19 protein-coding genes, 1 pseudogene and 1 other annotated feature are annotated in these 15,066 nt (G+C 36.3%); of the genes and pseudogenes, 6 read left to right on the top strand and 14 right to left on the bottom strand.

Going from position 1 to position 15,066, the window contains the following annotated elements:
- Positions 1-169: 169 nt before the first annotated feature.
- The 5 genes from M3Z76_RS16970 to M3Z76_RS16950 all read right to left on the bottom strand — a co-directional run bounded on the left by M3Z76_RS16970 (position 170) and on the right by M3Z76_RS16950 (position 2,024).
- A complete protein-coding gene (locus M3Z76_RS16970; RefSeq protein ID WP_293929060.1) occupies positions 170-301 on the bottom strand; it encodes a hypothetical protein in 132 nt (43 codons plus the stop codon).
- A 4-nt stretch (positions 302-305) separates the two neighbouring features.
- Complete coding sequence (locus M3Z76_RS16965) at positions 306-551, bottom strand: helix-turn-helix domain-containing protein (RefSeq protein ID WP_293929058.1); 246 nt, start codon at positions 549-551, stop codon at positions 306-308.
- A 240-nt stretch (positions 552-791) separates the two neighbouring features.
- Positions 792-1,073: a hypothetical protein gene (locus M3Z76_RS16960; protein ID WP_293929056.1), complete on the bottom strand. Its 282-nt coding sequence runs from the start codon at positions 1,071-1,073 to the stop codon at positions 792-794.
- A gap of 37 nt (positions 1,074-1,110) precedes the next feature.
- A complete protein-coding gene (locus tag M3Z76_RS16955; RefSeq protein ID WP_293929054.1) occupies positions 1,111-1,779 on the bottom strand; it encodes a Rha family transcriptional regulator in 669 nt (222 codons plus the stop codon).
- Positions 1,780-1,790: 11 nt separating this feature from the next.
- Entirely contained in the window at positions 1,791-2,024 is a 234-nt protein-coding gene (locus M3Z76_RS16950; protein WP_293929053.1) for a helix-turn-helix transcriptional regulator, read from the bottom strand.
- A gap of 151 nt (positions 2,025-2,175) precedes the next feature.
- Here M3Z76_RS16950 and M3Z76_RS16945 point away from each other — a divergent pair, with 151 nt between their 5' ends.
- Positions 2,176-2,553, top strand: coding sequence for a helix-turn-helix domain-containing protein (locus M3Z76_RS16945; RefSeq protein WP_293929052.1), 378 nt, complete (start codon positions 2,176-2,178; stop codon positions 2,551-2,553).
- Positions 2,554-2,587: 34 nt separating this feature from the next.
- On the opposite strand, the gene M3Z76_RS16940 is transcribed toward M3Z76_RS16945, so the two are convergent.
- Positions 2,588-2,854, bottom strand: a complete 267-nt coding sequence (locus M3Z76_RS16940) for a hypothetical protein (protein WP_293929051.1) — start codon at positions 2,852-2,854, stop codon at positions 2,588-2,590.
- 613 nt (positions 2,855-3,467) lie between these two features.
- On the opposite strand from M3Z76_RS16940, the gene M3Z76_RS16935 reads away from it, so the two are divergent.
- A complete protein-coding gene (locus M3Z76_RS16935; RefSeq protein ID WP_293929049.1) occupies positions 3,468-4,634 on the top strand; it encodes a tyrosine-type recombinase/integrase in 1,167 nt (388 codons plus the stop codon).
- A 432-nt stretch (positions 4,635-5,066) separates the two neighbouring features.
- Here the strand turns inward: M3Z76_RS16935 and M3Z76_RS16930 are convergent, their stop codons facing one another.
- The 5 genes and pseudogenes from M3Z76_RS16930 to M3Z76_RS16910 form a co-directional block, all read right to left on the bottom strand.
- Positions 5,067-5,291, bottom strand: a complete 225-nt coding sequence (locus M3Z76_RS16930; RefSeq protein ID WP_293929047.1) for a transcriptional regulator — start codon at positions 5,289-5,291, stop codon at positions 5,067-5,069.
- Between the two features lie 346 nt (positions 5,292-5,637).
- Positions 5,638-6,120, bottom strand: a pseudogene (locus M3Z76_RS16925) (peptidoglycan recognition protein family protein); the annotation flags it as partial.
- Complete coding sequence (locus M3Z76_RS16920) at positions 6,117-6,521, bottom strand: phage holin family protein (RefSeq protein ID WP_293929045.1); 405 nt, start codon at positions 6,519-6,521, stop codon at positions 6,117-6,119. The pseudogene M3Z76_RS16925 and the gene M3Z76_RS16920, both read right to left, overlap by 4 nt.
- A gap of 121 nt (positions 6,522-6,642) precedes the next feature.
- Positions 6,643-7,158, bottom strand: a complete 516-nt coding sequence (locus M3Z76_RS16915; protein WP_293929044.1) for a sigma factor-like helix-turn-helix DNA-binding protein — start codon at positions 7,156-7,158, stop codon at positions 6,643-6,645.
- Between the two features lie 136 nt (positions 7,159-7,294).
- Positions 7,295-7,471, bottom strand: coding sequence for a DUF3954 domain-containing protein (locus M3Z76_RS16910; protein WP_293929042.1), 177 nt, complete (start codon positions 7,469-7,471; stop codon positions 7,295-7,297).
- Positions 7,472-7,651: 180 nt separating this feature from the next.
- Here M3Z76_RS16910 and M3Z76_RS16905 point away from each other — a divergent pair, with 180 nt between their 5' ends.
- Positions 7,652-8,017, top strand: coding sequence for a helix-turn-helix domain-containing protein (locus M3Z76_RS16905; RefSeq protein WP_293929040.1), 366 nt, complete (start codon positions 7,652-7,654; stop codon positions 8,015-8,017).
- 133 nt (positions 8,018-8,150) lie between these two features.
- Positions 8,151-8,639: an ImmA/IrrE family metallo-endopeptidase gene (locus tag M3Z76_RS16900; protein WP_293929038.1), complete on the top strand. Its 489-nt coding sequence runs from the start codon at positions 8,151-8,153 to the stop codon at positions 8,637-8,639.
- Between the two features lie 187 nt (positions 8,640-8,826).
- Here the strand turns inward: M3Z76_RS16900 and M3Z76_RS16895 are convergent, their stop codons facing one another.
- Positions 8,827-9,453, bottom strand: a complete 627-nt coding sequence (locus M3Z76_RS16895; protein ID WP_293929036.1) for a nitroreductase family protein — start codon at positions 9,451-9,453, stop codon at positions 8,827-8,829.
- Between the two features lie 28 nt (positions 9,454-9,481).
- Positions 9,482-9,886 (bottom strand): Ohr family peroxiredoxin, encoded by a 405-nt coding sequence (locus tag M3Z76_RS16890; protein ID WP_293929034.1) that lies wholly within the window; start codon positions 9,884-9,886, stop codon positions 9,482-9,484.
- A 144-nt stretch (positions 9,887-10,030) separates the two neighbouring features.
- Between M3Z76_RS16890 and M3Z76_RS16885 the strand changes: the two genes are divergently transcribed.
- Positions 10,031-10,447, top strand: coding sequence for a MarR family winged helix-turn-helix transcriptional regulator (locus M3Z76_RS16885; protein ID WP_293929032.1), 417 nt, complete (start codon positions 10,031-10,033; stop codon positions 10,445-10,447).
- 55 nt (positions 10,448-10,502) lie between these two features.
- Here the strand turns inward: M3Z76_RS16885 and tyrS are convergent, their stop codons facing one another.
- On the bottom strand, positions 10,503-11,774 hold the full coding sequence (tyrS, locus tag M3Z76_RS16880) for a tyrosine--tRNA ligase (RefSeq protein WP_293929030.1): 1,272 nt from the start codon (positions 11,772-11,774) through the stop codon (positions 10,503-10,505).
- Positions 11,775-11,834: 60 nt separating this feature from the next.
- Positions 11,835-12,034, bottom strand: a binding site (T-box leader).
- A gap of 199 nt (positions 12,035-12,233) precedes the next feature.
- Here tyrS and M3Z76_RS16875 point away from each other — a divergent pair.
- The gene (locus tag M3Z76_RS16875) at positions 12,234-15,056 is read left to right on the top strand and encodes a transglycosylase domain-containing protein (protein ID WP_483310184.1); all 2,823 of its coding nucleotides are present in this window, start codon (positions 12,234-12,236) and stop codon (positions 15,054-15,056) included.
- Positions 15,057-15,066: the final 10 nt, after the last annotated feature.

Below are 15,066 nucleotides of genomic sequence, written 5' to 3'. Positions count from 1 at the left end.
TAAACTATATAGTTATAGTTTCTCGCTTTCACATCGTTCGGTAGTCTACCGTAGCCGATTAATTTACGTAGTCTTTTGACCTCTGCTACAAGTTCAGGATTGTCCTCCCAGTTAGGAGTATCAAGTTCGATTTGCGCTAAACGTACAGCTGGTTTCATAGTTTCATCACCTACCAAAAATTAATTGCGAAAATAATAGTTAATATAATTGCCCCACCTAATAGTGCAAGATAAGTCAAATCGCTATCACTAAGCTCTCGCCAATCATCAATCATAAAAAAGTAATCTAGTAACCATTTCATAGAATCACCACCAAATTATCATCGCTGGAACTAACGTCAGCATGTGTGCTGCATGCGCAATTACATCTGCACCAAACATGATGATTGCTGCTTGTGCCTCTGCATTTGTTGCTCTTGCCCACTGGACAATTGAGTAAGCATCAATCTCCTGCTCACCATTCTCTATTTTCGAGATAGCTGAGCGACTTTTATGTATCGCCTCAGCCACCTGTGATTGTGTCATATTTGCTTTTTCTCTAAAATTCTTCAAATGCACTCCATACATAATCAATCTACCTTTCGTTGTTCGAATATCGAACAAGTTCTATCTTCGAACACACCTCTATTTAGTTTTGTTGTATTATTTAGTTAGCAAGTTAACTTGCTTTGAGCTATTGCCCTAGCTCTTCTTAACCGATAGCCCTCGGTTATTTTTGAGAGGCTAATTAGCCCTAGCCTCTCCCTGTTATTTTTAAGCACCAATTTTGTACACCTGTCCGTGTATTATTTTTTAAACCCATTCATATTCAATGATTTCATCCATAATCGGAATCACTTTTTCAGCTATCCAGTACCGTTTGCCTTTTCCACGACGACGTTCATAGATTTTTACACGTGGATCGTTGAAAAATGCTTCCTCAAGCGCATCACGTTTCATACTGTATAGCTCTGATAGTTGTTCAATAGTTACAAGCTTTTTCTTGATATTAATTTGCTTTTTAAATTCTTCTTCATATTTTGAATCTATATATTCTTTGTCTACTTTGACTTCAACTTGTGCTATTGCTTCCATGTGATACCTCCAATCTGGTTGATAGTTTAATAGAGTGTTAAGATACCTTTCTAGGTACCCATGAGCGAATATAGTTGATAACCGTTTGTAACTCTTGACGACGAACATCTTTATAGCTGGCTACAGCAAAGCGATCTTTAATTTCACGATGTAGCTCTCGGAAAAGTTTAGGTCGAATTGTTGTATCATTTTCAATTTCATAAACTTTAATAGCAACTTCCTTCTGTACAGCACGCTGTTCACCAGAAGTTAGGGTGATTTGTTCTTCTACCTTTTCATTAATCATTGAAAGTTCTTTACGAATTTCATGCTGTTCTTGTCTGATAGCTTGAGTATCTTCAACTAAATCTGCTGTAGTACGTAAAACTGTGACGAGAGCTTGATCTTTGGATAATGGAACTACCTTTTGCACTTCTTGCTCCATTTCGTTAAAGCGCTCAATGTATTTCACTGCAAATTGAGTACCTTTTTCGCCAGTCATGCGAGTGCCGTAAAGTTCGCAACCTTTTTTGGTTAGTAAGTAGCAAGGTCGTTTCTTACCTTGTGTATCTGTGTACTCACTTTCGATGAAATACGTGCCCACACTTTTGTGGTCACTACCTAAATGAAGAATTATAGTGTTAATATCCCGTAAAACTTGGTCGTGACGTCGTCCAACCATTTCAGCGATTTCCAAACTGTTAATGTTGTTTTGTAATTGATTCATCTTAAAACCTCCTACGCTAAGTTTTTGGTACAAATCGTATCATTTGTTACAAAAAAAATATCTGGGAACAATTCTTTCATTGATACACAATAAAATTTTTCAAACTTCAACATCATCGTAATAGATGGATTTCTATCACCATTTTCAAGCTTGCGAACATAAATTTCGGAAATCCCTAACAGAGTAGCCACAGCACTTTGTGTTAAATTTTTCTTCTTACGTTGTTCAATTAAAGTTGTACGCATGTAAATCACCTCGTTTCTGATACAATTCGTATCTTTAATAAGAATATATCAGATACATTTCGTATCGTCAACTATTTTTGATACTTTTCGTACCAATTATTTTAAAAGATACAACTTGTATCTATAATGAACATACAAGGAGGCTGATATAATGATTGGTCATAAACTTAAAAAGCTTAGAGGAAAAAGGACTCAAGAAGAGATTGCGCATGCTATAGGAATTTCTAGAGCTAGTTATTCACATTTTGAAAATGGGCACCGTGAACCCGATAATGAAATACTTTTAAAAATAGCTGATCTATATGAAGTTAGTGTTGATTATTTATTAGGAAGAGAAGATAACAGAGGATTATATGTAAAAGAGAGAAATTTAGCATACAATGACGAAGAAGTTGCATTCCAAGCATTTGCTAATGATCCAGAATTACAGCAATTTTATCGTGAACTATACGAATCGGATGAAGAAGCAGTTAAGAAATTACGTGATATTTGGGAAATCATTAAGCATGAAAGAAAGTCACAAGAATAAACACCCCCATAATTATTTGAGAGTGTTTTAAAAGTTAAGCTAGACCTTGAAATTCGTTTGCTCCTGAAACTCGAATTTCAAGCTCATTAAACATCATTGATGTTATTTCGCCATTGAGCAAGTCATTCTTAAAAGCAATCTTAAATGCTATGTAAAATAACTTTATATCTCTATCATCAAGTTGATTCATAGCACTTTCCCACCATATTTCAATACAATCTAAATCTTTTGGTGGTGTAATATTATAGGTTTTTGAAAAACTTAGAATAGCTTCAAAGCAATTATCCTTTTCAATTTTCATAATCATCCCACTCCCTTTTGCTTTGTTTATGGTGGATATCACTTAAATCATTTAACACATTTCAAGGTAAGCTTGAGATGTTTTTTTATTTTACATATGAATATTAATACTATTTATCTTTATTTATTGTAGCATCACCTCTATAATAAAAACAAGAACACTTGTTCCTAATAATCTATTATTATAATAGTATCATTGGAAGCATTATTTTTAAATGGGTTTAACACCCATAGAAAAAATAATTGCAAGGTTATTACAAATTTCGACAAAAATCGAGCGGATAACGAACAATTAAAGTGAGATAATAGCAACAATATCTCCATCTTTTGTGAGGATAATTTTTTTAACAATCACTCGACGCTTACATTAGAACAATCCGTAAAAAATGAAATTCCCTTCTTTCTCTATATAGTGTGATATTTTTAAAAAGAGACAATTAGAACGAATACTAAAAAAATGATAAGTAGCCAGTAAATATAGTTTTTCGATGTCCATGCTTTAGTATGTTTATTTACAATGATGAACATACATTCTATTTTGCTTGAAAGGAGTGATGCCAAGACTTAGCCCAAAAGCAGTACACCTGTCCGTGTAAAGATTGGGAGATGTCAATATGGGAAAAAACAAAAAACCTGAGATGAATAGATGTAAACAAGATAAGGATTTATACTGGTATATTGATTCTAATGGGCAAAAAATGTATGCCTATCGCTATCGTTACTACAATGTATTAGGAATTAGAAAAGAAAAAAGCAAACAAGGTCTAGCTACAGAAGCTATTGCCTACCGCAAGCTATTAGAAGTTAAATCACAAATATTAGATGGAAACATACTTCAAGTGGAGAATGAAAATATGACTGTTGGAGCTTGGATGGATATATGGTATGAATCCAATCAGTTCGAATGGGAAATTACAACACGATTACAGAGAAAAAGTATAATCGAAGATCAAATTAAACCTCTTATTGGTAAATTAAAATTAGCTTCTTTAGATAAAGAAACATACAAACGAAAGTTTATTGTCACTCTTTTGAAAAAGTATAAGCCTTCTACTGTACGCTTATTTCATCGGATATTTAAAGTAGCCGTGAATGCTGCAGTTGATGCCGAAATTTTATCGCGCAATCGATTTACAAAAATAGTTATTCAAGATGGTGAAAAAGATGTAGCAAATGTATTAAGCATTCAGCGATTAAATGAATTTTTAATGTTGGCTGAGATAGAAGAAACGATTACTTCTTATTCATTCATTCGTACGCTTGCTTTCACAGGTATGCGACGTGGCGAGGGACTTGCATTAAGATGGCGTAACGTCGATTTACAAAAAGGCACTATTACAATAGAAGCTACAAGAGATCGTAAAGGATATCGAACACCAAAAACTTTAAATAGTTATCGTACAATTGAAATTGACGATGTACTTATTGCTTTACTAAAAAAATATCGTGTATGGTGTGCTGAATTGTTACTGGAGGATGGGCAAATTTTAGATAAAGATGATTTTGTCTTTATTTCATACCAAACAAAAGAACCTTATGCTGATAATAGTGTCTATTACGCTTTCAAACGTCTGTCAGATAAATTAGGCTTTACTGTGAAGCCACATACTCTTCGACATACACATGCTTCTATATTGTTATATAGCGGAGAAGATGTTGCTGAAGTTGCAGCTAGACTGGGTAATACCCCAAAAGTAATTTGGGAAACATATGCACATGTTATTGAAGGAGATAAAAAGAAGGCGAAAGATATATTCGTAGAGGCACTAAAGAATGGATAAAATCACTCTTGGTTTTGGTGTTTTGGGGGAAGATTTGGGGGAACAACTTTCAAAATACCCTTTTAGCCCTACAGCCACAATGGTTTAAGAATCTGTAGAGTATTCTTCTCGTTAATTTTCTAAATTTCAAACCGCCAATGCTTGTATATCAAGCATTTGGCGGTTTTTTTATGAAATGATCGCCACCCAAACAGCCTCTCTTGATTCCCTTACACTTTAAATAGCAAGTAACAATAAGAAAAGGGACATCATCATTATTTTAAATTAGTATTTTATATAATAAGTAATTAGTTAATTAGTAATTAGTTATATAAGTACTTAGTAGTTGCGGCTTTTTCGTTTATGGAAAATCCGTATATGGGTTTTCCATCTATGGTGTAACCGTAAAGGGATTTTGTGTCCTCGATTCTCTTTCTAGAAAGACTTAGACTGCTATACGATATTTTGATGTCCTTTTTGTTTGCTTGGAGCAATGGCCAGTATGTTTTCAATGATAAAAGTGCGCTTCGCCTGTTTCGTAAAGCAATATGCCTGCGCCGTCTCGCCAGTTATTTTAATTAATTTCACACGTCGTTTCGACATTTTTCCATCCTTCGCTATATAGATAATATCCAATAATAACTGATGCTGCAGCGCTTTTATAAGCTGATTACGCATTTCATTTCACTCCCCTAACAAGAACGTTTGTTTGTATTTATAATAGAACATTTATTCCATTTTTGCAATATGTAATATTTGTTAAAGCTAATGTTTTCAGCCTTTTTTATAAAACAAAAAAAGTGTCTGAAAAGTGGTATGCTAAACCACTTTTCAGACACTTTATATTTCTAAAATACCCGATTCATAACAGCTGCTTGATAGCTCAATAATTGAATATCATCATATTGTTCAATGGCTGTGGCTGTGTCTGTGTGTATCGCTTTATTAATAATATTTTTTTCTCGTGCTTTTTTAAGCAATGCGCGAATTTCAGCACGACCATTAAATCCATCTTTTTCTCCTTATCCAATGCTTTTTGTATGCGCTCCTTAAAGCTATCCCAGCGTTTTTCCTCTAAAATGCGATGTGGGCAATATTTGCCACTCCAATCCTGATGCTTTTTAATACGATCAACGCCCCAGCCAAATTGTTGTAATAGTGAAGCCATATATTGTACAGCATTTTCCTCCGCCGCTTCATAACGTGCTCCGCCACTTTTGCTGTAGCAAATTTCGACACCAATAGACTTGCGATTTCCTGCCCCTTGACCATCTCCACAATGCCACGCATTACGATTAAATGGAATGCACTGTATAACTTCTTTATCATCTATAGCAATATGAAAGCTGATTTGATTGTCATTGCGATTGTGGTAAGCTACCTCGTTAGCTGCCGAAGCATCATTGGCAGTATTATGCACTGTAATATATTCAGCAACCATCGTGAAGGGAGCTTTCATCACATATTTACTTGCAGGTAATAGGCTTTGCTTAAACAAGTAGCTCATTTTGCATCACCCTCCCCCGTTCTATCTTTCACAATCGCCAATAAATTTTTGATAAAGCTTGGCATCCATAAGCCCATCTTTGTGCCATTTTCGGTAATACTGATAAATTCGAGCACACAAAAAGCGATGGCCGCACCATCGCCTGCATACTCAATACCAGGTATGACAAGTGCAATTAAATAAACGGCTGCTACCAACATTAAATAATAAATTTTACGAATAATGCCATTGAATCCTACACGAGAATTGAGCGAACGATTCGTCATCGCCTGCAAAAGCCCCGTCACATAATCTAATGCCATTAGTGCAATCAACACTGTAACAGCCATACCTAAGCCGCAAACTAAATAAGATACAACCGTGCCAACAGTGCCGCTCACTATAGCGATATATTTTTCCATTTGACCACCTCCCTTAAGACATTGCTTTTAAAATGAATCTTTCACTATATAGGTGTTTGTATGGCAAGCTGCTTCACCTAAAATGAATTCCTCACTATATAGGCATTTGTATGGCGAGTCTTTAAAATGAATCTTTCATGATATAGCCGCTTTCATGACAGATTAGTTTTTTGCAGTTAATATTGTTTTTTATTTTTAATTCAGCCCTTCTTAAATAGCTTTGCACAGAGCTACGTGTAATTTCTAAAATGTCCGCTACTTTCGCAAATGTCATATATTCAGCGCGGATGAGTATGAATACTTTACGCTCATTTTCTGTTAATCCCACTAGCGCTTCCTTTATAATACTTTGCATGCTATCTATTCGATTCTCCTCATTATTTAGCTGCTGTTGATTACTATCAGATGCAGTGAAATCACAATCAACGGATAACAGAAACTGCTGCATCAAGTAATGGTCCATTACATAACAATCCTTGCGAGTGGCTGCTCGATACTCAGCTGGATCATAGCCTGTTTCCATCCATTGAATCGCCTCCTTTACATCACGCTCCATGCTTGAACATCCGCCTATTTTCTGCAATTTTTTTAATGATTGCTTATATTCTTCAATTAAATCTGGAAAATATTTAACCATCTGCTTGCTCCTTTCTTTTCAAATCAATTACGCCTTTGGTAGTTGTCATCTCCTAAATCAAAATAAAAAGGACACTAATCGACTTGGTTACATAACCAAAATCAATTAGTGTCCGTCGGTTTTTCCGTAGGGACAATTATTTAATTTGTTGAATGCGGATTCGCTCTGCTCGTTCTACATCTAGTACGCGCCCATTTTTCCAAATGATTGTATCTTGTCCAAAATCTTTTGGCTTTAATGGTGTAATACATCCATCCTGTACAATATAAATACCATTTTCAAATACATTGATTTGTTGATTTTCTTTGCTCATTCTTAATCCTCCTTCGTTGTCTATTACCCGATATTAAAATTTCTATTTCAGCAACTATTATCACTACTATATCATTGCTAAAACAGAAATTCAAGCTAAAAATTTCTATTAAAGAAATTTATGGTTTCTAAAATAGAAACATGCTATAATGAAGTATGAAATCTCTGAAAGCGGTGAATGATGATGAATATCGGAAAGCGAATCGTTTCATTAAGAGAAAGCCGAGGATGGACACAAAGAGAGCTAGCAAGCCGAGTGAATCTTAATGTTAGCGTTATGAATAGAATTGAAGCAAATGAACGACCTGTCAAAGATAATGAATTATTGCAATTAGCAAACGTACTGGATGTTAGCACAGACTATCTTCTTGGGCGTTCTACTTCGTCTACATTGACACAAGAGGAAAAGGATGAAGCTGAATTTCAAGCATTCGCTAATAATCCGACGCTGCAAAAATGGTATAAGGAATTGCCGAAGTCAAAGGAAGAGGATTTAGAAAAGCTACGCAAAATGTGGGAAATTTTAAAGGATCATGGAGAGCTTTAAAATGACCCTAATAATCAGTGGGGATTCCTGCTGATTTATCAATAATATGCCAAACCTCACTAGCAAAATGTGAGGTTTTATTATAAAATAAAACAGAACAAATGTTCTCTAAGGCATTTTAGGAGTTGTTTCAATGTACTATTATACACATCTTGAGGATTATATTACGCACTTTTATAAGCAGCTGGGCATTACAGATTTATCTTTATTAAGCTTTCAAGAAATCGCTACCAGATTAGGCATAAAAGTGTTTTATTGGTCAGAGTGTAGCCAGGCTTTATTTATCGAAGGACGCGCTTATATTTTTCTTGAGGAAAACCTATCACCTGAAAAAGAATGGCAGGATTTTTGTCATGAACTATGTCATGTGCTGCTGCATAGTGGCAACCAATTTAACTTGCCTCCGCTTTTTCATCAATATCAAGAGCATAAAGCCAATAATTTTATGTACCATGCTTGTGTGCCTAGTTTTATGCTGGAGCGTATGGAATTGTATGGAGCTACAAAAAATGATATTTTACACGTGCAGCAGCAATTTAACGTGGAGTATGAATTTGCGGAAACTCGGTTAAATAAATACTTCATGAATAAATATAATCATATATATTGGATTGATAAATAACCTACGATGTCTATTGTTTTAAAGATATCATAGTTGAAGCCGTTGCTACTTTGGCTATCATATACCTCAGTTTGCGCTCACGTAAATCAATTTCACAGTATTGATTGTTCATTATTAATACTACAACATTCCAAGTAATCACCAAAAAAGCAATGTCCACCATCTATTGTGGGACATTGCCTAAAATTTATTTATTGAACCTTACAATACGATCAAGTGGAAGGCGTGATGAACCATAGGCTGGTGCTGCCGCTTCACCAATCGCTAATAATAAAATAGGAATTTCATTTGCAGGCAGTTCCATGTATTCAGCAAATTTCGCTTTATCGAACCCACCCATCGGTACTGTATCATAGCCCATTTCCTTCGCCAATAACATGATTTGCATGGATACTAAACCAGCATCAAAGTGTACGATGTTTTCTAATACTTTTGTTGAAGCTGCACCATACATGGCTAATGCATTTTTTGCCATGTTTTTAGCTACCTCTTCTGGCATATAGCCTAGCTCGACATTTTGTGCATAGATTGTCTCAGCATTTAAATACATTTCAGTATCTCCAATAACAGCAATAATTGCAGAGGCAGTTTCTATTTGCTCTTGATTAAATGAAAAGAAATTAATATTTTTTTGAATTTCCTTATCATCTATGACGATAAAGCGCCATGGTTGCATATTACTTGAAGAAGGTGCTGAAATAGCATCTTGTAACAGTTGCCTAATTGTTTCACGAGATATTTTAGTTTCAACATTGTATTTACGAACTGATTGACGATCTTGCATAATTTGTTTTATAGATGTAGTTGATAACATTTTATTTTCCTCTTTTTCAAAAAAATTTTTAAACTGCTTTAATGCTTACATTGATATTTCCCATTGTTGCTTTTGAATATGGACATACAGTATGTGTCAATTCTAATAATTGTTGCGCTTCTTCCAATGGCAATCCCTCGATATGCCCTTCGATTTCTACAGCTAGCACGTAATCAAAAGGAGCTTGCTCCATTAATTTTACTGTGGCTTTAATCGTTGATACATTTTTCATTTTTTGTTGGCGTTTAATTAAATCTAACGCACTATTAAAACAGGCACTATAGCCTGCAGCAAATAATTGCTCTGGATTTGTAACATTTTCTAATTTTGAGCCAGGAGGTGCAATTTTTAAAGATAAAGATTGATCTTCTGCATATGATGTGCCACTGCGCCCTCCGTCATTAATCATTGTAGTTGTGTATAATTCTTTCATAACAAAAACTCCTTATTCATTTATTTGATTGTGCACAATTCATTTTTTATAAATTGAATTGTACACAATTAAATTGCATTTGACAAGTATGAACTTTATTTTTAATATAAATATTATTAAAAGTATTTTTAAAAGGGGATTTTTATGCCTAAACATTTAGATAATCAATTATGCTTTCTTTTGTATGTCACATCAAAAGAAATCATCCGTCAATACACTTTATTGTTGAAGCCATATGATTTAACTTATACAGGTTATATCACCTTATTAGCCTTGGGGGAGAATGAACAAATTACGGTTAAGGAATTGGGACAACGTTTATTTTTAGATTCAGGTACATTAACACCATTACTAAAAAAATTAGAGGCAAAGGGTTATATTTGTCGTGAGCGTTCTAAGCAGGACGAACGCCTAATGAAAATCTATTTAACAGAAGAAGGTCGTCATGTTCGTCGTGAGCTACCCGCGGTGTCCCATCAAGTAATGAAACAATCCAATATCTCTGAGCAGCAATTTATCCAGCTGAAAAATGTTCTTCAAGATATTTTACACAATGGCTAGATGAAAGCGCATGAACCAAATTTTTCAATTTGATAGCATGCGCTTTATTCATTAATTAGTTAAACTTCACCATATGGTATTTCTTTTTACCACGGCGGATAATCGCAAAGGCGTCCTCTAAACGATCCTTTGCATCTACTGTGTATTCTAAGTCTGTTACTTTTTCACCGTTAATGCTGATGGCACCGTTTGTTACATCTTCACGCGCTTGACGCTTTGATGGTGAAACGCCCGCTTCCACAAGCAATTCCACAATGTTTTTATCTTCTTTTGACATTTCAATAGAAGGGACATCTTTAAATGCATCCTTCATTTCTACTGCTGATAACGCTTTTAAGTCACCTGAGAATAGGGCTACTGTAATGCGTTGTGCTGCCTCTAATGCTTCTTGTCCATGAATTAAACGCGTCATTTCTTCCGCTAAAGTTTTTTGTGCTTTGCGTAAATGTGGTTCTTCCTGCACGCTTACTTCCAATGCTTCAATTTCTTCACGCGATAGGAATGTGAAGATTTTTAAGTATTTCACAACATCTGCATCGCCTGTGTTAATCCAAAATTGGTAGAACTCGTATGGGCTCGTTTTGTCCGCATCTAGCCATACCGCTCCACCTGCTGTTTTACCGAATTTTGTGCCATCTGCCTTCGTTACTAGCGGAATTGTAAAACCAAATGCTTTGGCATTATCATCATGTGTTTTACGAATAACTTCAAGACCTGTTGTAATATTGCCCCATTGATCAGAGCCACCAATTTGGATGCGCACATTATGGTTATCGTATAAATGATTAAAGTCAATACCTTGAATAATTGTGTACGTAAATTCTGTAAATGAAATACCCGTATCTAAACGAGAGGCAATCGTATCCTTTGCTAGCATGTAGTTGACATTGATAAGCTTCCCAAAATCACGTAAAAATTCGATTGTGCTCATTTTGCCAATCCAATCGTGATTGTTGACAAGGTTTGCTGTGTTTTCTGCGCTTGAATTAAAATCAAAAATACGCTCTAATTGCTTTTTAATGCCCTGTACGTTGCGGTCGATTTGCTCAACCGTTTGCAATTGGCGCTCCTCTGAACGTCCAGATGGGTCACCTACCATCCCTGTTGCTCCACCAACTAATAAGATTGGCTTATGCCCTGCTTGCTGGAAGCGGCGCAGTGTTAATAGTGGCACGATATGCCCGATATGCATTGAATCAGCTGTTGGGTCTACGCCACAGTACAATGATACCGTTTGCTCATTTAACAGTTTTTCCATACCTTCTGCGTCTGTTTGTTGGTATAACAAACCGCGCCAATTTAAATCTTCAATTAGTTTGTTTGTCATGTTGTATCCTCCTATTTTTACGCATAGAAACAAAAAAGCCCCTACACGCAAGTTTATGCATGCAGGGACGCTATTTATCAAATAACGCGGTACCACCCAGCTTGAAGATTATGTATCTTCCTCTCAATCGTCTTAACGCGACGTAAACGTCCAAGCTCCAAGAACGTAATTCATGTTTACCATTTTGACTAGCTTCCACCTACCGCTAGCTCTCTTGACAGGGAATGAAAACATTACTGCAATCTCTTCAATGCTTGAAAAACTATACAGACTATTTTACCTAAACTATACCTATTGTCAATAACTATATTTTAGCTATCGAGAAAATGTGCTATAATCAAATACGCCTTGGCTAATTTTAATTTGAACTTTTATTCCCTATATTTGTCGGAGGCTTTATCATCATTTTTTACTGATGATAAATGAATTCAAGGAGGCGTTACATTGAAAGAATGGTTAATGCAAATAAATAAAAAAATAGAGTCGCTTACAAATATGAAATGGATGCGTGCATTCCGTATTACAGGTGGCGTTATTTGGAATCTAGCACTATTAATTTTTATATTCGTAACAGCTTTAACTGTATTTGCTGGGGCAGTTGGTGCGGGCTATTTCGCATCACTCGTAAAAGAAGAGCCTTTGCGTTCGAAGGAAAGCATGCGTGAGCTTATTTTCAATTACGAGGAAACGAGTGAAATTTATTTTGCGGACAATATTTATATTGGCAAGTTGCGCACCGATTTAGAGCGACGTGAAACCTCTTTAAAGGATGTTTCGCCAATCGTCATTGATGCAGTGCTTGCAACAGAGGATGAATATTTCCGCGAGCATAATGGCATCGTGCCAAAAGCTGTGCTACGCGGATTGCTACAAGATTTTACAAACTCGGCTACCCAAACAGGTGGCTCGACATTAACACAGCAATTAATAAAAAATCAAATATTAACAAATGAAGTATCTTATGAACGTAAAGCAAAAGAAATATTGTTAGCATTACGACTTGAAAAATTTATGACAAAGCAAGAAATATTGGAGGCCTATTTGAATATTATCCCCTATGGGCGTAATGCTTCAGGTCGCAATATAGCTGGAATCGAAACAGCAGCGGACGGTATATTTGGCATTAAAGCTTCTGAGCTTTCTTTACCACAAGCTGCGTATATCGCGGGAATACCGCAAGCACCGTATGCCCATACACCTTTTACACAAAAAGGGCAATTAAAAACAGAGGAAGCTTTAAAGCCCGGCATTGACCGGATGAAAACGGTTCTATACCGTATGAAGGAAGCTGGCTACATTTCAGAAAATGAATATCAAGAAGCTATCGTCTACGATATTACGCAAGATTTTAGAAAACCTGAATCACGCCCTGAAGACCGCTACCCATGGTTAACATACGAGCTTGAAAACCGTGCGAAAAAAATTATTGCGGATATGTTAGCTGAGCAGGATGGCATTGATCCAAAGCGCTTGCAAGAAGAATCACAGTTGCTTGAAAAATATATGATTTTAGCAGACCGTGATGTGCGCTCAAAAGGCTATCGTATCTATTCTACAATTAATCAGCAAATGTATGACGCAATGAAAACAGCAGCCGAGAATTTCCAATACTATGGGCATACTTATACAGCAACGACGATAGATAGTGAAACTGGAGAAGAAATAACAGTTGAAATGCCTGTGCAAGTTGGAAGTATTGTTATCGAGAACAAGACAGGACGTATTTTAAGCTTTGTTGGCGGGCGTGATTTTAATATTGAGGCACTAAATCATGCTACACAAGCATATCGTTCAAATGGTTCAACAATGAAGCCACTTTTAGCATATGGTCCGGCTATTGAGTATGGAAAAATTGGTGCAGGTAGCCCTGTTGTCGATGTGAAATTTAAGCGTAGCTATGACGGCTATAGCCCTTCGAACTATCTTGAAAATGAAGAAAGAGGAATAATGCCTGCACGTGAGGCACTGGCACACTCTCAAAACTTAACAGCGCTTCGCTTATATGATGATATTTTACCAAATCGACCTGCTGAATATTTAGCTAAAATGGGCTTTTCTCGCTTAACCGAGGGCGATTATGTCAATTTAGCAACAGCTATCGGTGGATTAACGAATGGGACAACAGTTGAAGAAAATACAAATGCATTTGCTACATTAGCAAATAACGGTCAATTTATCGATGCTTATATGATTGAAAAAATTATTGATTTAGATGGCAATATTATTTATCAGCATGAGGTAGAGCCAGTTGAAGTATTTACACCTGAAACTTCCTACATTGTTACAGATATGCTGCGTGATGTACTTGATTATGGTACAGGTATGCGTGCAAAGAGCACATTAAAATTCTCTTCTGATTTTGCAGCAAAAACAGGTACAACACAGGATTATAAGGATGTTTGGTTAGTTGGCTATAATCCTAATATTTCTTTAGGTGTGTGGATGGGCTATGACCAGCCTAGATCATTATATACATTCAATAACACTTACTATCAGCCAAGTACCCGTGTGAATTTACTATGGGCTTCGTTGATGAATACTATTTACGATATCGACCCTGAATTTATCGGAACGAAAGAAAAATTTGAAAAGCCTGCAAATGTTGTCAGCGCATCGTTTTGTGGAATTTCAGGCTTAGCGCCTTCTAATGCTTGCTCCAGCGCAGGTCTTGTACGTTCAGATTTATTTAACCGCAATGTCTTTTTACCATCTCGCCCAGATGATAGCTTAATTTCTTCATCATCTGTTACGATTGATGGCAAATCTTATAGTGCGCTGCCTTCTACCCCTTCCGAATTTATTACGATGGGCGGTGTTGGCTTAAATCAGGAATTCGTTAAACGCATGCTCGGTTCTTTAGGCGGAGATCCAGCGAAGCTTTTACCTAACAATTCCTCCTTGAGTTCATCTGCTGTAACAGGCGCTGCGTTTGATGCGGATGAGGCTGCGCCAGCAGCTGTTGTTGCTACACTTGAAGGAAACACATTAGTTTGGACAAAATCTGCTTCAAATGATGTGATCGGCTATCGAGTTTATTCAACAGATGGGCAGTTGATTGCGACAAATCGCTTTGAGCAAGGTCGTCGTGCTACGATCTCTATTGGCGCAAACTACTACGTAGTCGCTGTCGATATTACGGGTCGTCAATCTGCGCCTTCTAATACGATTGAAACTGCTGCTCCACCACCTGTTGAAGAGGAGCCAGTACCTGATGAAAATACAGAAACACCACCAGCAGAGGAGCAACCACCTGTTGAAGAAATAGAAGATCCAGCCGAATAACAATTTCTAC

It is taken from the genome of Metasolibacillus sp., from assembly GCF_025291715.1.
Taxonomy (GTDB): Bacteria; Bacillota; Bacilli; order Bacillales_A; family Planococcaceae; genus Metasolibacillus; species Metasolibacillus louembei.
This window is presented reverse-complemented; position numbering and strand designations above follow the sequence as displayed.